General features: G+C 68.3%; 18 protein-coding genes and 3 pseudogenes. 12 read left to right on the plus strand and 9 right to left on the minus strand.

Annotation, left to right across the window (positions count from 1 at the left end):
* On the minus strand, positions 1 to 556 hold a 556-nt coding region (locus ABTZ58_RS38450), incomplete at its 3' end, for a hypothetical protein (protein ID WP_351367642.1).
* An 820-nt stretch (positions 557 to 1376) separates the two neighbouring features.
* Between ABTZ58_RS38450 and ABTZ58_RS38455 the strand changes: the two genes are divergently transcribed.
* The gene (locus ABTZ58_RS38455; protein ID WP_351367645.1) at positions 1377 to 1514 is read left to right on the plus strand and encodes a hypothetical protein; all 138 of its coding nucleotides are present in this window, start codon (positions 1377 to 1379) and stop codon (positions 1512 to 1514) included.
* A gap of 130 nt (positions 1515 to 1644) precedes the next feature.
* Here ABTZ58_RS38455 and ABTZ58_RS38460 read toward each other — a convergent pair whose 3' ends face one another.
* From ABTZ58_RS38460 to ABTZ58_RS40410, 4 genes are all read right to left on the minus strand, one after another.
* The gene (locus ABTZ58_RS38460; protein WP_351367648.1) at positions 1645 to 2301 is read right to left on the minus strand and encodes a fasciclin domain-containing protein; all 657 of its coding nucleotides are present in this window, start codon (positions 2299 to 2301) and stop codon (positions 1645 to 1647) included.
* A 63-nt stretch (positions 2302 to 2364) separates the two neighbouring features.
* Positions 2365 to 3966, minus strand: a complete 1602-nt coding sequence (locus tag ABTZ58_RS38465) for a sulfite oxidase (protein ID WP_351367651.1) — start codon at positions 3964 to 3966, stop codon at positions 2365 to 2367.
* A gap of 113 nt (positions 3967 to 4079) precedes the next feature.
* Positions 4080 to 4241 (minus strand): chaplin, encoded by a 162-nt coding sequence (locus ABTZ58_RS40405; RefSeq protein ID WP_502996206.1) that lies wholly within the window; start codon positions 4239 to 4241, stop codon positions 4080 to 4082.
* Positions 4202 to 4339, minus strand: coding sequence for a hypothetical protein (locus ABTZ58_RS40410; RefSeq protein WP_502996208.1), 138 nt, complete (start codon positions 4337 to 4339; stop codon positions 4202 to 4204). Before ABTZ58_RS40410 ends, ABTZ58_RS40405 begins: the two co-directional genes overlap by 40 nt.
* A 500-nt stretch (positions 4340 to 4839) precedes the next feature.
* On the opposite strand from ABTZ58_RS40410, the gene ABTZ58_RS38475 reads away from it, so the two are divergent.
* Both ABTZ58_RS38475 and ABTZ58_RS38480 read left to right on the plus strand, forming a co-directional pair.
* Positions 4840 to 5331 (plus strand): GNAT family N-acetyltransferase, encoded by a 492-nt coding sequence (locus tag ABTZ58_RS38475; RefSeq protein WP_351367654.1) that lies wholly within the window; start codon positions 4840 to 4842, stop codon positions 5329 to 5331.
* A pseudogene (locus ABTZ58_RS38480) lies at positions 5332 to 5590 on the plus strand (IS5-like element IS4811 family transposase); the annotation flags it as partial.
* Positions 5591 to 5691: 101 nt separating this feature from the next.
* Here the strand turns inward: ABTZ58_RS38480 and ABTZ58_RS38485 are convergent.
* Entirely contained in the window at positions 5692 to 6057 is a 366-nt protein-coding gene (locus ABTZ58_RS38485; RefSeq protein WP_351367657.1) for an STAS domain-containing protein, read from the minus strand.
* Positions 6058 to 6318: 261 nt separating this feature from the next.
* On the opposite strand from ABTZ58_RS38485, the pseudogene ABTZ58_RS38490 reads away from it, so the two are divergent.
* The 6 genes and pseudogenes from ABTZ58_RS38490 to ABTZ58_RS38515 all read left to right on the plus strand — a co-directional run.
* A pseudogene (locus ABTZ58_RS38490) lies at positions 6319 to 6645 on the plus strand (NAD(P)-binding protein); the annotation flags it as partial.
* An 80-nt stretch (positions 6646 to 6725) separates the two neighbouring features.
* Positions 6726 to 7115, plus strand: coding sequence for a DUF1365 family protein (locus ABTZ58_RS38495; protein ID WP_502996207.1), 390 nt, complete (start codon positions 6726 to 6728; stop codon positions 7113 to 7115).
* 84 nt (positions 7116 to 7199) lie between these two features.
* Positions 7200 to 8485 (plus strand): annotated as a pseudogene (locus ABTZ58_RS38500) (class I SAM-dependent methyltransferase).
* Complete coding sequence (locus ABTZ58_RS38505) at positions 8482 to 9771, plus strand: class I SAM-dependent methyltransferase (RefSeq protein WP_351367660.1); 1290 nt, start codon at positions 8482 to 8484, stop codon at positions 9769 to 9771. The pseudogene ABTZ58_RS38500 and the gene ABTZ58_RS38505 overlap by 4 nt, the downstream one beginning before the upstream one ends.
* Positions 9768 to 10589: a DUF1295 domain-containing protein gene (locus ABTZ58_RS38510; protein ID WP_351367663.1), complete on the plus strand. Its 822-nt coding sequence runs from the start codon at positions 9768 to 9770 to the stop codon at positions 10587 to 10589. The genes ABTZ58_RS38505 and ABTZ58_RS38510 overlap by 4 nt, the downstream gene beginning before the upstream one ends.
* Positions 10586 to 11305 carry an alpha/beta fold hydrolase gene (locus ABTZ58_RS38515; protein WP_351367665.1) on the plus strand — a complete coding sequence of 240 codons (720 nt, stop codon included), beginning with the start codon at positions 10586 to 10588 and terminating at the stop codon, positions 11303 to 11305. The genes ABTZ58_RS38510 and ABTZ58_RS38515 overlap by 4 nt, the downstream gene beginning before the upstream one ends.
* An 832-nt stretch (positions 11306 to 12137) precedes the next feature.
* On the opposite strand, the gene ABTZ58_RS38520 is transcribed toward ABTZ58_RS38515, so the two are convergent.
* The 3 genes from ABTZ58_RS38520 to ABTZ58_RS38530 form a co-directional block, all read right to left on the minus strand.
* A complete protein-coding gene (locus tag ABTZ58_RS38520) occupies positions 12138 to 12884 on the minus strand; it encodes an anti-sigma factor (RefSeq protein WP_351367668.1) in 747 nt (248 codons plus the stop codon).
* Entirely contained in the window at positions 12881 to 13465 is a 585-nt protein-coding gene (locus ABTZ58_RS38525; protein WP_351367671.1) for a sigma-70 family RNA polymerase sigma factor, read from the minus strand. Before ABTZ58_RS38525 ends, ABTZ58_RS38520 begins: the two co-directional genes overlap by 4 nt.
* Positions 13466 to 15093: 1628 nt before the next feature.
* The gene (locus tag ABTZ58_RS38530; protein WP_351367683.1) at positions 15094 to 15279 is read right to left on the minus strand and encodes a DUF6207 family protein; all 186 of its coding nucleotides are present in this window, start codon (positions 15277 to 15279) and stop codon (positions 15094 to 15096) included.
* A gap of 318 nt (positions 15280 to 15597) precedes the next feature.
* Between ABTZ58_RS38530 and ABTZ58_RS38535 the strand changes: the two genes are divergently transcribed.
* The 3 genes from ABTZ58_RS38535 to ABTZ58_RS38545 all read left to right on the plus strand — a co-directional run.
* The gene (locus ABTZ58_RS38535; RefSeq protein ID WP_351367674.1) at positions 15598 to 15813 is read left to right on the plus strand and encodes a hypothetical protein; all 216 of its coding nucleotides are present in this window, start codon (positions 15598 to 15600) and stop codon (positions 15811 to 15813) included.
* Positions 15814 to 16564: 751 nt separating this feature from the next.
* On the plus strand, positions 16565 to 17794 hold the full coding sequence (locus ABTZ58_RS38540) for an IS701 family transposase (protein ID WP_351367677.1): 1230 nt from the start codon (positions 16565 to 16567) through the stop codon (positions 17792 to 17794).
* Between the two features lie 468 nt (positions 17795 to 18262).
* Positions 18263 to 18447 (plus strand): hypothetical protein (locus ABTZ58_RS38545; protein WP_351367680.1); only part of this gene is annotated, 185 nt, incomplete at its 3' end.

The following is an 18447-nucleotide window of genomic DNA, read 5'->3' on the forward strand; positions in this document are numbered from 1 at the left end:
CGTTGTCGTACTTGCCGTTGCCGTTGAAGTCGATGCCGTGGACGACGACGACGCCGGTGCCCTCGCGCAGGCTCTTGGCGGCCTCGTCGCTGAGGGTGATGGTGCGCTCGTAGTGGACCTTGTCCCCGACCGGGAAGCGGTCCACGGCCAGACCGGAGGCGGGGCTGGTGTCGCCGGTGGTGGTCAGCGAGGTGCCGATGCCGCCGTAGAAGGGGGCACCGTCGGTGGTGTTGAGGAACACCTTGCCGTTGCGTTCCTTGGCGACGGTCTCGGGCGGGCAAACGCCCTTGGCGTTGATGTGGAAGTGCTGGGCGTGCGGGGCGCCGGCCAGCAGGCCGCTGTGCTTGACCGTCACGTGGGCCTTGTTGCCCTCGAGGTGGACCGTGGCGGTGCCCGACCCGGTCACCTTGTTGACCTTGAACGGGTTGAGCGTCGCGTGCAGCATGATGGCCTTGTCGTGACCGGAGGTGTCGTCGGCCACGGCTGCCGGGGCGAGCGCCACGGCGGGTGCCAGAGCAGCCAGTGCGGCGAGCGCACAGGCAGTCTTCTTCGTCATTCGAGTCTCCACTGCAGAGAGGATCGGCGCGGCCGGCTCCGCCGCACGGGCACGGGTTTCCGGCCCAGGGGACAGCCACCGCTGCTACCAAGCAACGAACCTGCCTGCCCACCCGCCTCCGCGCCATCGCAGCCAGCCTGCTACCGGTCGGTAACTGCCGTCACCAACAGTGCCCGAAGAACCGGCTGACACCCACCAACACGGCTGCTACCTGCTGATACAGCGTTGAGTGACAGATGGATGCGTGAGCGAGCACGGCACGCGGCATCCGTACGGCAAACGGGTGCTCCAAGAACGGTCTTCTCATAAGTCCGTTCCCGAAGATTTCGCGTAGGTCCGGTTACATCTGGTGACTGTTCAGTGCAGGTCGGTACAGCTTGGTGGAATGGTCAGCGACCAGTCCCGAGTGTCCGATCAGCAGCTGAGTGTGTCCGTCGTCCGGCTGGGTGACTGTCTCGAGCAAGCCCGATGTATCGAGGTCAGTTTCCGGCGGGTGGAGCGGTGCGACTGCCCTGGCCTGGGTGCCCTGATGGCCGTTCGTGACAGGGTCCTATAGGCCGGAGGCTGTATGTGCATGTCCGGTCTGCTCCGGCGGCCAGTTGCGCGGGGAATAAGGTGCTGCAGCTTGGAACCGGTGCTGTTCGCAGGAGGCCGCGTACCGGACACCTCCCACTTACGAAGCGGCGTGATCAAAAGTGCGGGTGTGTGCGGTTGACAGTGCAGTAACCAGCAGTGGTTGAAGGCCGTTTGTGTCGACGAGCGTGCACTGGTGCTCGCGGCCCATGAGTGCCATCCCGGCGTGGGCTGAAGACCGTGCGCTGTGACCACCCTGTCATGGCCGGTGGCCCAGGTGAAGCTGCTGATCTGCTGGTTCAAACAGCGTGCAATTGAACACCTGGGCGGGCTGATTGGCGTTCAGGGCCGGCGCATGTTCGTCGACCAGACACGTTCGGCGTGACGGTTCTAATTCGTGCGCCGCATCATCGAATCGCCTGCGCGCGGCTTCTTCATCGGTTGAGATCTCTGCCCGCATTCAATGGGGACAGGGGCCGGGCGCGCTTGCGCGGCGCCCGGCCGTTGGTCCGCGGTCAGCTCTTGGGCATGAGGACCGTGTCGATGATGTAGACGTTGGCGTTGGCTGTCTTGACGTTGCCGCAGACGACCTTGGCGGAGTCGTTCACCGTGTAGGACTCGTTTGAACCCGAGGTGGTGAGCTTGGACTTCTCCAGCGTGTCGAAGGAGCCGTTCTCCAGGTTCTCGGGGGTGAGCTTCTTGCCCACCACGTGGTAGGTGAGGATCTTGGTGAGGGTCGCCTTGTCGTTGAGGACCTTGTCCAGGTCCGCCTTCGGGATCTTGGCGAAGGCGTCGTTGGTCGGCGCGAACACGGTGATGTTCTGGGCGTTGTTGAGGGTGTCGACCAGGCCGGCCTTCTTGACCGCGGTCACCAGCGTCGACAGGGCCGGGTTGTTGGAGGCGGCGGTGGCGACTGGGTCCTTGGCCATGCCGTCGAAGGAGCCGGCACCGTCCTTGGGCACGGAGGCGCAGGCGGGGCCGAAGGGCCCGTCCATCGTGGAGGTGCCGGAGTCGGTCGCGGCGTCGTTCGAGGCGGGCGCGGAGGCCGACGCCTTGCTGCTGGAGTCAGCCTTTGACGAGTCGCCGGCGTCGTCGGAACAGGCGCTCAGCGCCAGCGGAAGGACGGCCGCGGCGGCGACGGTGACGGCGATTCGACGGATACGGGTCTGCATGGTGTGTCTCCTGTTACAGGGGTGCGGCGGGTGCCGCCTAATAAGGGGAAGGTGGTCTGTGGGTCACTCGACGGTCACCACGACGGAATGCCATCCGCTGGCGCCGTCGGGGACGGTGCGGGTGCGTTGTTCGGTCTGGACCTCGCCGGTGCGGTCGGTGGCCCGCACGGTCAGGGTGTGGCCGCCCTTGGTGGCCTGCCAGGGGTAGGACCACTGCCGCCAGGTGTCGCGGGAGTCCTCGGCGGCCAGGGCGGCTTCGGCCCAGGGCCCGTCGTCGACGCGGATCTCCACCTTGTCGATGCCGCGGTGCTGGGCCCAGGCGACGCCGGCCACCATGACCGTTCCCGTCTTCGGCCGGGCGAACGGCTTTGGGGTGTCGATGCGGGACTGGGTCTTGGCGGGTGCTTCGCGGGCCCAGTCGCGCTTGACCCAGTAGGAGTCGTAGGCGTCGAAGGTGGTCAGTTCGATGTCCGTGATCCATTTGCAGGCAGACACGTAGCCGTACAGGCCGGGAACCACCATGCGGACCGGGAAGCCGTGGTCGAAGGGCAGCGGCTCGCCGTTCATGCCGACGGCGAGCAGCGCGTCACGGCCGTCCATGACGTCCTCGACCGGGCTGCCGATCGTCATGCCGTCCACGGAACGGGCCACGAGCTGGTCGGCCGGCCCGCCCTTGGACGGTGGCCGCACACCGCACTCTGCGAGCAGGCCGGCGAGCCGGACACCGATCCAGCGGGCGTTGCCGACGTAAGGGCCGCCGACCTCGTTGGACACGCAGGTGAGGGTGATGTCCCGCTCGATCAGTTCGCGCCGCAGCAGGTCGTCGAAGGACAGCGTGAGAGGGCGGCGTACGCCCGTGCCGTGGAGGCGCAGCCGCCAGGTAGTGGCGTCCACCCTGGGCACCACCAGGGCGGTGTCGACCCGGTAGAAGTCCTTGTTCGGAGTGATGAAAGAGCTGGTTCCTTTCACCCTGACCTGCGCGCCGCGCGGCACCGCCGGGGCGGGCGAGTTCGGGACCGGGAGGCTGATGTTTCTGCGGGAGGCGACCGCGTCCTTTGCGCTGGCACTGTTCACGGCCCTGCCGAGCACACCCGCTCCGGCCGAGGCGGCGGCAGCGGCGGTCGCCGCGATGACGAAGCCGCGCCGGTCCCATCCCTCGCCGACTGGCTCGGGAGAGTCCGCCTGCAGGCGGTGCGGTGGAAGAAGGCGGCCGATGAGGGCGTGCAGGAGCAGGGCTGCAACGAGCGCGCCCACGAAGGAGGGAAGCGCGTCGGTGAGACTCGTGGAGTCGGGGCGACTCGTGGCCGCCACTGCTCCGACCAGGCCGAACACCAGCACTCCCGCGGCTCCGATCCGCCGGTGGTACAGGGCCAGGACGCCCAGGGCCAGTGCGAACAGCGCCAGCACGGTGACAATGCCGAGCTGAAGAATCAGCTTGTCGTTGGTGCCGAAATTGCGGATCGCCCAGTCCTTCACGGCGGTCGGTGTGCGGTCGATGGCGGCACCGCCGACCGCGACGACCGGGCCGGCCTGCGGACGAACTCCCGCCGCCACCAGTTCCGCGACCGCGAGCGCGGCGAAGCCGGCCAGGAGACCGCTCAGAGCACCCAGCCGAAGCCGTGGCCCGCTACCGGACTTCCGCGGTTCCTTCTCTTCGTCGCTCACGTGGGTAATCCGGTCCTGAACGGCGGGCGGATTGGCCCGGAACCCGAACGAATGAATCTTCTTCCCCGGGCCAATCCGCCCGTTCACCCGCTACGGATCACTTCTCGTGCCGTTCAGTGCCCCCTCCCCGGCCGTGCTCGCTCACGTTGGCGCACGTGTTGCCGAAGGCGGAGTTGAGCAGGCCGGTTGACCGTGTGGCCGCAGACGTTCACAGGAATGTGAATCGGCGCCTGGATCACGTTGCCCGAGGCGAGGCCCGGGGAACCGACAGACACACGCCCTGGGCGCCGCTGTCCGCCGCCGCGGCCCCGCCCAGCACCATGGCACCGGCAGTGGCGAAGAGGCCGACGCCGCTCATTGGGTGAGTCGTCATGAGGTCGTCTCCTTCTGCCGCGTCCCGGCGGCCGAAGGCCGCCGCGCCCGCGACGCCGCGTGGCGGGCACGAGTAATCCGCGCAGCCGAGCAGTACGGCTTGCCGAGCGGTTCGCAGATCACTCGAGATTGGAGCAAGCAGGGTGCAAGCGGGCGCTGTCCAGGCACAGCACGATGCGGTAGGTCGCCAAGCCGTTCTTGGTGAACACACGTCGTTGGGGCCGCCCAATGTGAGTAACTACTGACTTCGGCGTCTTGCGGTCTGGATGTGTGTCGGGACCGGTGACGTGGTCCGTCCGGGCCTACGTCGGATGCATGCGGTATCCGGCGCGCCTGGCAGTCGGCCGGCGGCTAGGCGCAGGGGCGGCTCAGCGACGTGCCGCGCACTACGCGGCAGTTCATCGCTCGTGATCTGCGGCGATCGTCCCGCTCCCGCCGCGTGCCTCGGTGGCGGCATAAACGCGTTGCACCGGCTGTAGGTGGACCGTGAGGATTGTGCGCATGCCGCCCGTGAAGATCGAGATTCGGCCATATGCCAACGATGACTGGGACGCGATCGCGCGAATTCACGATGCCGCGCGTCTTGACGAGTTGCGCAACTCCGCCGGTGTCCAGGCGTTCCTGACACTCGCTCAGACCGCGGAGCAGGAAGGGCTGTTCGACGGCCAGTTGTGGGTGGCGGAGACCGACGGGAGAGTAGCCGGTTTCGTCGCGCTCGACGACGACGAGGTCACCTGGCTGTACGTCGACCCGCAGCGCTACCGGCAGGGGATCGGCAGGGCACTGCTGCGCCATGCCGTTGCCGCTGCCGGACCGAGGGTAGAAGTCACCGTGCTCGACGGCAACCCAGCCGCCGAGGCCCTCTACGCTAGCGAGGGATTCACCGTCACGGAGACCCGGACCGGCCCGCTGGTCGGCAATGAGGCGTTCACCGCCACCGGCCATATTATGCACCGCGACACCGCGACGGCACGCACTAGCATCGCTGGTTGATCGAAGGGAATCCTCTTTCGGCTTCGCCGGATGCACCCGGAGATCACACCATCGTCTGGGCCGACCGGGCATACGTGGCCTGCGCCAAACGACATCTGAACCACACGGTCAGGCCGTCTCCCGGCCAAGGATGCCGACGGGTGCGTCCTGTTGCCCCGCCGCTGGGTGGTCGAGCGGTCGCTGACCTGAATAACAAAACGCCCGTCGGCATGCCCGCGACTACGAACGGCTGATCCAGCACTTCGAAGCCCTGATCACCTAGGCTGCGATCACCCTGAAGCTCCGCCGACTGACTCGCCCGCAGGCCAAGAATTCCGCCGCTGACCAGGACCTGGCGGTCTGAAGCCACCGGCCCGGGATTCAGACCCCGCCGTCGGCCACCAGCTCGTCGCCGGCTTCGGCGACGGTGCCATACACCGTCACCAGGGTGTCCGCCCCAGTCATGTTCAGCATCCGCTGGACCTTCGGCGGCACGCAGGCCAGCACCAGCACGGTACCGGCCTGATCCGCCTGCCGCCAAGCCCACAGCAGCACATTCAGCCCGGCCGAATCGCAGAACGACACCGCCGTCAGGTCCAGCACCAAACGCCGCTGGCCGCCGGCCATCTCGTCCAGGAGACGCTCACGGAAGAACGGAGCGGTCTCATAGTCCATGTCCCCGCTGAGCTGCATGATCAGGGACGTTCCCGACGTATCCGTTGCCTGAACTGAGGGCTCTGCGGTCATCGCGATCTCCCTACCGTCTCACCGGGAGACGCAACAGATTGTGACGACGATCCTACCGGCCCCCTCACACCGTCCACAGACGCGGCGGACTTCAGAAGCAACTTCTGAGACTGCGCGTTTGACCGACCTCTTCGTCCTCGGTCAGTGGGCGTGCGCACCCAGCCTCGTGGAGTCTGCACCAATCCGCGTCGTCTGCGGCATCGGATCACCTTCACCGGTGGTGATCGGCACTAGGGATACCGAGAGGGGACGGGCAACGCTGTGGCATGCAGACGAGTAGCCGTGGTGGGCAGTGGGGTGGCTGGGCTGACCGCCGCCCATGTGCTGGATAGAACGTGTGACGTGGTGCTCTACGAGGCCGACAGTCGGCTGGGCGGGCATGCGCACACTCATGAGCTGGCCACGGCAGGCTGGCCTGTCAGTGTCGATTCCGGGTTCATCGTGCACAACGAACGCACCTATCCGTATCTGCTGCGCCTGTTCACCGAACTCGGCGTTGCTACTCAGGACGCGGAGATGAGCATGTCGGTGCGGTTCGAGGGGTGTGGCCTGGAGTACGCGGGGGCTCGGGGGCCCTTGGGACTGTTCACGGGACGTGGCGCATTGCGCGCCGTTTCAACCCGTTGACGCTTTTTTGGTGCCACGACCGGGCGCGTGTACTGGCCTGCATGGTCGCCGAGGTCCACAAAACCTATGGGCAGCGCCACTGCTACCTACGTACCGACACCGAGGGCATGGCGGGGGTAGTCAAGGACTTCTACGTCTCGCCGTTCTTCGCGGTAGACGGCGGCTACCGCATGCGTTTGCCGCTGCCGGCCGGACAACTGGACGTCATGGTGCAGTTGCGGCGCGGCGACACCCGCCCGTTCACCGCTGTCCTGCGTGGTCGGCACCGCCCCGCGACCTGGCGGAACGTGATTCGCTCCTCACTGCGCCACCCCTGGTCGACCGTGTCGGTGTCCGTCGCGATCCGCCGGCACGGCATCGCCCTGTGGCTGAGACGCCTTCCCGTCCAGCCTCGTCATTCCTCTCATCACTCCTGTGAAGGCCCGAAGTGACACCGACTCCTGCGTCCCGCACCTCTCACCGCAGCGCGCCGCCGGTCACCTGCCCAGTCCGCGTCATCCGTCGCTGCCGGATGAGTGCGGCAAAGGGCAGGCTCCTTTTCGGCCGCTCCCGCTTCCACGCCGGTGGATGCCACGCGGTGGCCGGATGTCGCCCGGCTTCCCTCCCTGCTCCGGGACCGTTGCCCGCCTCCTGCTCAGGCGTGCCCTCGGCTCGCTGCCCCTGCGCACTCGCCTTGGTGACGCCCTGGTGCGCGGCAGCGGCCCCATGCTGACCGTGCACGATGCGGACGCCCTCTTCCGGCGGGTGGGGGCCCATGGTCTGTCAGCTTCGGCGAGTCGTACATGGCGGGCGAGTGGGACAGTGACGATCTCACCGGCGTCCTGACCCTCCTTGCCTCGCACGTGGATGAGCTGGTGCCCGCGCCGCTGCGGCGGCTACGCGGTTGGTGGGCCGGTCGTCGCCCTTTGGAGCAGCTGAACACCGAGGACGGGGCTCGGGTGAACATCCAGCGTCACTACGACCTGTCCAACGAACTCTTCGCGCTGTTCCTGGACCGGACGATGTCGTACTCCTCCGCGGTGTTCGCGGCGTTCCCCGCGTCGGAGCGGACCCTGCCCGCGGCCCAGCACAGGAAGATCGACCGCCTGCTGGACCTGGCCGGTGTAGGTGCGGGCACCCGGCTGCTGGAGATCGGCACTGGGTGGGGAGAACTCGCGCTGCGTGCCGCCGCACGCGGCGCGAGCGTTGTCACCGTCACTCTCTCCGCCGAGCAGCGGGAACTGGCCCGCACGCGGGTCGCGCAGGCGGGCCTGGCGGACCGGGTGACGGTCGAACTGCGGGACTACCGGCAGTGACGGGCACCTACGACGCCGTCGTCAGCGTCGAAATGATCGAGGCCGTCGGAGCGGAATACTGGCCGGCCTACTTCGGCACGCTGCGGCGGGTGCTCGCGCCAGGCGGCCGGATCGCCCTGCAGGCCATCACCATGGGGCACGAGCGGATGGAAACCACCCGGCGCACCCACACCTGGATCAGCAAATACATCTTCCCCGGCGGGCTCATCCCCTCCCCCGCGGCGATCCGGAAGCACGCTGACGCCGCCGGACTACGCGTCACCGCCGACGACGGGTTCAGCGACCACTACGCCGAGACACTGCGCCTGTGGCGTGGACGCTTCCTCGCTCACAGGGACCAGATCGCGCAGCTCGGCTTTGATACCACTTTCTGCTGCATGTGGGAGCTGTGCCTCGCCTGCTCGGAGGCTGGCTTCCGCTCCCACTACCTCGATGTCCGCCAGATCGGACTGACGAGCACCACCAACGAGACGTCGAAGGCGGCGTATTCAGGAGGCAATCGATGACCACCGTGGCCCCTCGACTGGCCGACCTGCTCCGCCTGTACGCCCTCGGGGCACTGCCGGTGCAGCTGCGTGCCTGGGACGGCAGCGAGGCAGGGCCGGACGAGGCCCCCCTCGTCATCATGCGGTCACCCACGGCGCTGCGCCGGTTGCTGTGGCAGCCCGGCGAACTCGGACTCGCCGAGGCTTACATTGCCGATGAACTCGACATCGAGGGAAATCTCGCCGAAGGTCTGAGCAGCGTGTGGCGGTCGGTCGCCGCCCACGGCGTGGCCCGTCCCCGGGCTACGGAGCTCGCCCGGGCGGCAGTGACCGCTCTGCGCCTGGGCGCCGCCGGCCCCCGGCCCTCCGTTCCCGGCGCGCCGCGGGCTCGGCTGCGCGGCAGCCTGCACAGCGCGGCCAGGGATCGCGCTGCGGTCAGCCACCACTACGACCTGTCCAACGACTTCTACGCCCTGCTGCTGGACGAGTCGATGGCCTACTCCTGCGGCTACTGGACCCAAGAGGAAGCGCGCGGCTACCGTCTCGCCGACGCGCAGCGCGACAAACTGGCCCTGATCTGCCGCAAGCTGGGGCTACGCCCGGGCATGCGACTGCTGGACATCGGCTGCGGCTGGGGTTCGCTGAGCCTGTACGCCGCACGGGAGCATGGCGTGAGGGTCACTGCGGTCGCTCCCTCCCGCCAACAGCACGGCTTCGTGGCCGCCCGTGCCCAGAAAGAGAACCTCGCGGACGCGGTGGATGTGCAGCTGCGTCACTACCGTGACATCGACGAGGGCGGCTACGACGCGGTCGCTGCCATCGAGATGGGCGAGCACGTCGGTGACACCGAGTACCCGGCCTTCGCCGCGCTGCTGCACCACGTGCTGTGGCCCCGCGGACGTGCCCTGGTGCAGCAGATGTCACGAGGCGCCAACGCGCCGGGCGGCGGAGCGTTCATCGAGACGTACATCCCGCCCGACATGCACATGCGGCCGCTGGGAGCGACGGTCGGCCTGCTGGAGGAGGCCGGGCTAGAGGTACGTGATGTACAGGCGCTGCGCGAGCATTACGCGAGCACCCTCGGCGCCTGGCATCGCACCTTGGACTCGCGCTGGGAGGACGTCGTGGCGCTGGTGGGTGAACCCACCGCCCGGGTGTGGCGTCTGTACCTGGCGGGCAGTGGCCTGGCCTTCGCCGAGCGCCGCATGGGTGTCGACCAAATCCTCGCCGTCCGGTTGACTCCGGAGGGTGAGTCCGGGATGCCCGCTGTGCTGCGGCGCAGCGATGGCGACGGCGGCGGGCGATGAGCTCTGCAAGCTGGGCAGCTTTCGACCTGAACGCTGCCGTGTCCGCGGCCGCCGCCCTGGCGGTCATGCTTTTGACCTTTACCGTCGCCTTGCGCCTAAGGCTTCACCGGATCGTCGATATCGCCTGGGGTCTGGCGTTCACCGCAGTCGCTTCGGTCAGCTATCTGCTGTCGGCGGGCGAGGGGAATCAGGGCCGACGGCTCCTGGTCACCCTTGCGACCTGCCTGTGGGGCCTTCGTCTGGCCGCCCACATCGCATGGCGCGGCCGCGGGCACGGCGAGGACGCCGGCTACACCCGCCTGCTCGACAGGGCCCACGGAAACCGGAACCTGTACGCATTGCGGACGGTATACCTGCTCCAGGCCTTCCTGGTGTGGCTGGTGTCGCTACCCATCCAGGCCGCTCAGTACGTGCCAGCCCCCGTCGGGCCACTCGCGGTGGCCGGGGCACTGTTGTGGGCTGCCGGGCTGACCTTCGAAGCCACAGGCGACTACCAACTCGCCCGTTTCAAGGCCGACCCCGGCAACCGGGGCCGTGTCATGGACCGGGGTCTATGGGCCTGGACCAGGCACCCCAACTACTTCGGTGACGCCCTGCTGTGGTGGGGCATGTTCCTATTGGCGTGCGCCACCTGGCAGACCGCCGTCCTCACCTTCGTCTCACCCCTGACGATGACCATGCTGCTCACCTGCGGCAGCGGCAAACGCCTGCTGGAGACACATATGACCAACCGGCCCGGATACGTCGCCTACCAGGCGCGCACCAGTGGCTACCTGCCTCGCCCACCACGCCGCCGCGCACGTTCGGGCCCAGCATGAGCGCCCCCCTGCCGGAGCCGTACGCGCTGGTGGTGCACACGGCACCCGCGGCCCCGTCGGCCGCCGTCGTGCTGCTGCACGGCGGACGCGCCGACGCGCTCACCGCTCCGCCCCGGCTCAACCTGCCCGCCCTGCGAATGGTCCCCTTCGCCCGCGTTCTGACCCGCACGGTTCTCCCGGGACAACTGCTGGTGGCGTCCGTCCGCTACCGCCACCGCGGCTGGAACGGCAGACGCGCCGACGCCGCGCACGACGCTCGCCGCGCGCTGAACGAACTCGCCGCACTGCGGCCCGGCCTGCCCGTGGTCCTGGTAGGGCATTCCATGGGCGGCAGGGCGGCCCTGCGCGTTGCGGACCACCCACAAGTCCGGGGAATCGTCGGCCTCGCCCCCTGGTGTCCTCCCGATGAGCCGGTCGCCCACCTGGCCGGCCAGCATGTGATCCTGCTGCACGACCCGAGCGACACCGTCACCCACGCAAGGCAATCCTGGGCCTTCCTGCGCCGAGCCCACGCAGCCGGCGCCATCACCTGCGGCATCACCATGCCCAGCGGCCGACATGCCATGGTGGGCGGTTCCGGCACCTGGCACCGGATGACTGCAACCGCCGTCCGGGGAATTCTCCAGCCGGACACGATGCCGAACAGTGTAAAAATAGCTCAAAGCGGCACGTCATGCGTCGTCTTGTCAGCGCACGACGCAAACAGTGGCCAATGAACACCGCGTAGGCGAAACGTGCAAGCGCCGTTGTCTCACCCGGCCTGCCAGCACCGCCACAATGCGAGCCGCCGGCCGGGGTGCGCCTCCCGGTGCGCGGAGACGTTCCCAGCGAATGCATCCCGATGCCCAGGACCGCGATGGCGCCGAGCACAAGAAGAGGGAACACGTGCAGGGCGGGCTCAGGTCCCGCAGCGCAACGAGGCGGCCTTCGTTGCGAAGGAACCGGCCGCCCTGAACGGCCGTAGAGTCTACGGGCTGCTGTATGCGGCAGCATCCGATTTCAGCCCGGCCGATCTGCGGCCAGCTTCTGGAGACCGGGCCTCCCGCCTCTTGGTCCGCTCCTCGGAAAAGCCGTCGCGGTAGGGGATCACCATCGAGCCAGCAAGGCGCCACCGCCCAGCCCACCACCGCCCGGGTCGGCGTCATTCCTCTCTCGGCTCGACCCCGCTTGCACGTCCCGCCTCCGTAGAGGGGTATGCACACCACGCCTGCCAGGCTGTGTCCACGCCAGCGTGCCAGTGAACGCGGCTGTCAACGACCATCTGCGGGCGCACAGAAGCCGGAGCCAACAGGTGGATCGTATGAGGCCCACCTGGCCACGCTGTCGGCAACAAGTCGCTCTCCACCTCGAAGTCGAGCTCTCGCAGGTCCAGAACGATCACTGTTGCTCCGGTGCACCGATCAGTCAACTGCTCGCGCTGAGCACGGTCGGCAGACCTCGTCAGGCGCCCCGAGGCGGCACACCACATGCGGGCGCCCGTCAGAGCCAGTACGCGGAAACGACAGATAGCCGACAAGATCAACTACTCTCGTCCTGGCATTGATCCGGTCATGCCGGCAGGGTGACCAGAGCGATAGGGGTGGAAGTGGGGCGGGCAGACCCGCCCTCGGGTTCAACCGTGATGCCCACAGCGGAGGCCGAGTTCACCGAGCCGTCCAAGACGACGGCCTGGTGGGTGCGGCGGGCGTCTATCAGGCCCGCCGGTCGCATGACACCCCTCTGGTCGTACCACAACTGGTAGACCTTGCCCTCAGGGAGGGCGGCCATATCGGCTGCCGCCAGGACGGCCTTGTCGCGTGCGCGGGAGACGGTGATCGTGGCTTGGGCGCCGCCTTCGATGGCGACACGGCGCGAGACGGCGTCGGACGACCCCAGCACAGCAGCCACTTCATCCGCCTGTTGCCGCGCCTGCCGCGCCTGGACAGCGGCGTCCTCTGCCCGAGAGTGCTCCCATACAGCGATGCCACCGAGGCCGGCTGCCGCTGCGAGGCAAGCGGCCAGCACCAGATGGCTAAACCGTCCACGCAGGCCTTTGACCGGCTTCGGCAGGCGGACGAGGGGAGGAGCCTGCCGGACGGTTTCCACGCGCTGAAGGACGCGCTGCCGCATGGCAGGGCACGGCGTGACCGCCGTTGCCGCTGCAAGTTTCGCAGCGGTGGCGCTGAACTCTGCCACCTCATCGGCGCAAGGGCGGCATGCGCTCAGGTGCTGCTCGAACGACGAGCTTTCCTCGTCGGACAGCGCGTGCAGGGCATAAGCGCCGGTCAGGGTGTGCAGTTCAGCGTTGGTGGTCATGCGCTCACTCCCAGGCAGTCACGCAACCGGATCAGGCCGTCGCGCAGGCGGGTTTTGACCGTTCCCAGCGGAACGGACAACTGGGCAGCCACCTCGCGATAGGTCAGCCCCCGGTAGTAGGCGAGCATGACGGACTGACGCTGCAACTCGGTCAGCGTGCGCATGCACCGACGGACCTGTTCACGCTCCAGACGGTGCTCGACCTGCTCGCTCACCTCGTCGAACTCAGGGACCTGATCCAGCAGCGCGGCCTTGTGGTCTCTCGCCGCGGCCGCCTCCACCGATCGCACCCGGTCGACGGCCCGCCGGTGAGCGAGCGTAAGGATCCAATTGAGGGCAGTACCACGCTCAGGCTGGTAGCGAGGGGCGGTGCGCCACACTTCCACCAGCACCTCCTGCGCGACTTCTTCGGACTGGGCCACGTCGCGCAGCACTGCGCGCGCCACACCCAGCACAGGAGCCGCGACCGCGTCATACAGTGACGCGAAGGCATCGGTGTCCCCACAGGCGACCGACTGCATCAGTGCCTGCAGATCCGGCGGCCGCGCCGGATGGCCACCGATGTACACAGGCTCTTCCACCAAATCGTCCTCCTACCCATGAGGCCTTCACCGAGGCCCTGTCACTCGGGTGCCTGATGCACACCAGCGTGACCGACACGCTGCCCAATACAGATCCCGCTGTTCGTGGCGGCACCGAGCGTCCGCGACGTCCGCTCAGGGTCTGCCAGGAAGCGGAGCCTTGAGTGTGGGATTGAGTCTGGCGTCACGGTCACACTAGGAATCCGGCACCGAGGGGCCAACGGATTGGTCGATTCTCTTAAAGCCTCATGCCTATGCGCTGTATCAGCTCGGACTGGGCAGGTCGTCACCCACCCTGACCCTGGTGCCACAACAAAGGCGCCACGTGTCCAAGCAAGTGCCAAGGATGCGTGCCACCACCGCCACCCTTGGCCAACGGTCCTTCCCCGTCCTCGGGGCGTCTCTGCGAGCGAATTGGGATCCCCCCGGCCGTCACCCGCGGCCCGCTCAGCTACTCGGAGCGGCAACGGCTGAGGACGGCGAATTTGCAGCCCGCCTTGCGATCAGCTATCCCCCTGCCCCAGAAAGAGACGCAATACGTGCAGCCGTACTCGGCTTGCTCGCGGCGCTGGCGGCCGTACGCGCGCATGGGGCACCACTGCCTGAGGCCCGCCTTCAGTTCGATGGCGACCTGGTAGGCGTGCGGTGCGCCGGGCCGGACCGTGCGGGTGGGTGCCTGGACGCCGACGCTCGCCTAGGCGGTATTCGGTATCCGCACAAGCAAGGCGTCTCGGTCCCTTGGATGCGTTTGAACGCGTAGGCCCGCGCCGGTCAGGGCCTGCCGGTACCGCCGAATCTCCCGTTTCGCCGCCGCCCGCTCACCGATCGTGCACACCACCACGAACGGCGCTCCGTCCTGTCCGCCGTCCACGGCGAACCCGTCTTCCCCTTCGCTGAACTCGGTGCATCCGGCCTTGCGTAACTCCCTGCGGATCGTGTCGGCTTTCCTGCCACACGGCATTGATGACTGCGGCTTGGGCCCGCAGGCGAGTCCTGGCCGGCTGTCTTTGCGTCGCGTGCTTGCCATGTCCGCCGTCGCGGATGCGTGGGCGGCCGGACCCTCGGGCGTCGGCGTCGCGAGACCCATAACCGATCTGATCACTGAGAGCGGCAGGACGCCTTCCCATCCCAGCAGACGCACTCCGGAGGCACCGTCCGCGCGGACCTGCAACCCGGCGATCGGCGTCTCAGACCACCCTTGATCGTCGTCACACGCCATACCTCATCATCGACGCCAGCCGGCTCGACATGGTCGGGGACACTCCGAGCGGGGCCCGCAACAGCCGCGACCGGGTGCCGGATCGTACGCGCACACCATGACCGAGACCAGAACCCCGACGCCCCACGAAGCACCACCCTTTCCCAGGCCGTCGGCCGCGCCCTCGCACAGTTGCTCACGCCACCCCGGCCGCGCACCCCTGGCAGGGGTGGACGTTCTCGGCAGGCTGGGGGACGCAGCGCACGCTCGAGGTCGTCCTCGTGGAGCCCTAGGTAGTGCTGGAGGTGGCCGTCGACGTCGCCCGGGACGGTGCTGGACGGTTCAGGCACCCGGCCCGACCGCACCGGATCCGCACGGACGTCGACGTAGCGCAGGTGCCGCTGTTAGGCGAAGACCCTGCCTCGCCGCTCTACACCGTGGTCGGGCCGGCCGAGGCGAGAAGCTCCTGGCGCAGACCGAGGTAGCAGCGCAGCCGTACGCCCGGCTCGCCTGGGGTTCTGATCGTCCGCTCATCCGTCGCCGTCGCCCAGCGTTCGGCGAGCGCTTCTTGAAGAGCGGAAGCGGTGGCGTCCTCCGCGGCCGCGACGTCTACGATGACGAGCCCAGTTCCGCGACGTGTTCATCCCGGATCGGCCTCATGCTCTGGTCGACGTTTACGGACGACGGTCGGTTCATAGGGGACGGGAATGTTCACCCGGCTGAGTGGCAGTGGCCGACAGCCGTCACGGGATGTCGCCGCTCCAGTCAAGCGGGCCGGTCGCCGGGGCGCTCGTACAGGGCCCGCCCCGCCAGCGCCGAGCCCCGGGCTCGTGGCCATCCCGCGGCAGATGCAGCCCCGCAGGAGGAACGACGCCCGCACTGCCCGCCCCTGTCGAGGCTGCTGTTCGTCCTCGACGGCACTGGAGCGGCCGGGGTGGACGAGCGGATCAGCGCGCTGCACGCGGCCGCCGCCGAACCGGACACGGCCGCTCTCCTGTGGAACGTTCCCGTCCTCACCGCGACGCTGACCGACATCCCGCGGGCCGGGCCGGGCGCACCAGTCTGGCGGCCCGTGCACGCCCCCGACCAGCCCCTGCCCTGGAATCACGGGGCGTTCGCTGCCGAGGTCCCGGCCGTCGGCAGCGACTAGAGGTCCCGCCTGGCCAGCCGGGGCCGTCCCGAGGGCGGGGGAACAAGAAATCTTCCCAGGCATCCAGCCCGAACAGCATGAGCGCCAGTAGCGCCGGCAGGATCACAGCGATCACGACCATGACGCCTCCCGACGGAGCAAAGCTCACGACAACGCAGCAGCAGCGCTCCGTCCACACTCGCCCGAACGGGGCAACCCCGCTCACTCAACCTGTGTACGCGTAGGCCGTTCAGGCGACTTCCCGGCAGCGTCAACCTCCACTGCCGGCACCTGCGAACCGGCGCCTCACACCCATTGGCCCTCCGTTCCCGGCTCCCACAAAGGCCGTGGCGGGGTCTGCGCAACGGCCCCGACCAGCCCGCGGCGACCCTGGCCATGCAGGTCAGCGCACTGCACAGACGCCAGCCGATGCGCACCCGCCTACAGCCGCCGCGCCCACTGCACAGCCCGGCTGCACAGCCCTTGCGCGTCGGAGTGCGCAGCCGCCCCGACCACGGCCCGCCCAACCACGACCATGGGCCCTGACCGTGGCCCCCCGGACGCTGCGGATGCCCGGCTGCGCACTAAGCGCGCACCCGGTGCGCAGACACGGCGGGAGGACTCCGGTGCGCCCGGCCGTTGCGCAGCCGGTGCGCAGGACCGGACCGCACGGCTGCGCAGGCCTCGGCCGTGGGCACGGGGGGTCAGTTGAGGACCTAGTAGTGCTTCGTTACGTCGGGTGATCTCGCCTGGTGGTGGGCATCTTCTTGGCATGAGGCTGGGGGAAGTGGAACGGCTCCGGGGTGAGTTATCGGAGTTCGTGGCCGATGTGTTCGGGTCGTTGCCGCGGCGGGATCAGCGGCGGTGGGGCGAGTGTTACCTGCGGGGCCTGATGCTGGATGGCCGTCGGAAGTCGATCCAGCCGATGGCCGAGCGTTTGCCGGACGGCAACATGCAGGCCCCGCAGCAGTTCGTGAACCAGTCGCCGTGGGATCCGCTGCCGGTCAGGCGGCGGATCGCCGAGCGGTTGTGCGAGGCGGTCAGTCCTGAGGTGTGGGTGGTCGACGACGTGTCGTTCCCCAAGTGCGGCACCGCCTCGGTGGGGGTGGCCCGGCAGTACTGCGGGGCCTTGGGCAAGCGGGCAAACTGCCAAGTCGCGGTCAGCGTGCACGCGGCCACCGACACCGCATCGTGCCCGCTGGACTGGGAGCTGTTCCTGTCTGAGGAATGGGCGGAGGATCATGAGCGGCGTCGGCGGGCCGGGGTGCCCGAGGAGGTCGGGCATGTCTCCAAGTCCTGCCTGACCCTGGGCTTGTTGGACCGGCTGGCCGGGCAGGGGCCGGCGGTGCCGGTGATCGTGGCCGATGCCGGTTACGGCCGCAGCGTTTCCTTCCGGCTCGCCCTGGAGGAACGCGGCTGGTCCTATGTGATGGCGGTGGATCCCAAGGAGATCGCTCGCCCGGCCACGGCTGAGCCGCAACAGTCCGCCCATGGCGGGCTGGGGCCGCCCACCCTGCCCCGCTACCGTGAGCCGGCCCGGCCCCTGCCAGAGCTTCTCGACGCCGCCACGGTCTTCGAGGAGGTCACCTGGCGACAGAGCAGCAAAGGCACGATGACCTCGCGTTTTGCCGTGCTCGAGGTGCGGCCGTCGGGCAAGGAAGCCACCCGCGCCGCCCAGGAACGGGCTGGGGGACGCAGCCGGTGGGACGGGGTGCTGCCGCTGCGGAGGCTGTTGATCGAACAGGGTGAAGAAGCCGACCAGCCGACGGGTTACTGGATGACCGACCTGCCCGCCACCACCCCGGTCGCCGACCTGGTGCGGTGGGCGAAGATGCGCTGGCGGATCGAGCACGACTACCGCGAGCTCAAGCACGGCCTGGGCCTAAACCACTTCGAGGGCCGCACCTGGCGCGGCTGGCACCACCACGTCACCCTCGTCACCGCCGCCCAGGCCTTCCTCACCCTCAGGCGGCTTGACCCAAAAGCACACACGCCGGCCTGACCCTCTACCAGGTCCTCGATGCCCTCCAGGACTTGCTGAGGTGCTGGACCGGAATCTGCACCACCTGCAACCGACCCCTGCCCACCAGCAGATCCAGAACCTAACGAAGCACTACTAGGTCAGTACCTGTTTGCAAAGCTTGACGAGATCAAAGAGCGTCTCGGCTGTGCGTTGAACGCGTGGTTGAGGCACCCGTTTGCCGTAGAGGCACCCTGTGCCGTGCTTGGTTACTCCTCCCTCGGTCGTCTTGCGGTGTTTCCGCAGGTGGCAAAGGTGGTGGCGGTCGTCCGGTGATGTTTCGCGCACTGCCGGTGACGAATGCTACGGATCGGTAGCGGGCTGGCTGGGATGGCGCGGGGGCGGGTGGGCAGGCAGGTTCGTTTTGGTATCAGGGGTCGCCCCGCGGCTCGGGCCAGTGTCCGTGCGGCGGAGCAGGCCGCTCCGATCCTCTCTGTAGTGGAGACTCGAATGACGAAGAAGACTGCCTGTGCGCTGGCCGCACTGGCTGCTGTGGCGCCCGCGGTGGCGCTGGCCCCGGCGGCCGTGGCCGGTGATGATTCCTCCGGCCACGACAAGGCCATCATGCTGCACGCGACGCTCAACCCGTTCAAGGTCAACAAGGTGACCGGGTCGGGCACCGCCACGGTGCACCT

The organism is Streptomyces sp. NPDC094143 (assembly GCF_040303825.1).
GTDB lineage: Bacteria > Actinomycetota > Actinomycetes > Streptomycetales > Streptomycetaceae > Streptomyces.

Bases quoted from the DNA above. Each gene is read 5' to 3' on its own strand.
- ABTZ58_RS38460 (WP_351367648.1), bottom strand. From the start codon at position 2,301: ATGCAGACCCGTATCCGTCGAATCGCCGTCACCGTCGCCGCCGCGGCC.
- ABTZ58_RS38540 (WP_351367677.1), top strand. From the start codon at position 16,565: ATGAGGCTGGGGGAAGTGGAACGGCTCCGGGGTGAGTTATCGGAGTTC.
- ABTZ58_RS40410 (WP_502996208.1), bottom strand. From the start codon at position 4,339: ATGACGACTCACCCAATGAGCGGCGTCGGCCTCTTCGCCACTGCCGGT.
- ABTZ58_RS38475 (WP_351367654.1), top strand. From the start codon at position 4,840: ATGCCGCCCGTGAAGATCGAGATTCGGCCATATGCCAACGATGACTGG.
- ABTZ58_RS38485 (WP_351367657.1), bottom strand. From the start codon at position 6,057: ATGACCGCAGAGCCCTCAGTTCAGGCAACGGATACGTCGGGAACGTCC.
- ABTZ58_RS38495 (WP_502996207.1), top strand. From the start codon at position 6,726: ATGGTCGCCGAGGTCCACAAAACCTATGGGCAGCGCCACTGCTACCTA.
- ABTZ58_RS38510 (WP_351367663.1), top strand. From the start codon at position 9,768: ATGAGCTCTGCAAGCTGGGCAGCTTTCGACCTGAACGCTGCCGTGTCC.
- ABTZ58_RS38505 (WP_351367660.1), top strand. From the start codon at position 8,482: ATGACCACCGTGGCCCCTCGACTGGCCGACCTGCTCCGCCTGTACGCC.
- ABTZ58_RS38520 (WP_351367668.1), bottom strand. From the start codon at position 12,884: ATGACCACCAACGCTGAACTGCACACCCTGACCGGCGCTTATGCCCTG.
- ABTZ58_RS38515 (WP_351367665.1), top strand. From the start codon at position 10,586: ATGAGCGCCCCCCTGCCGGAGCCGTACGCGCTGGTGGTGCACACGGCA.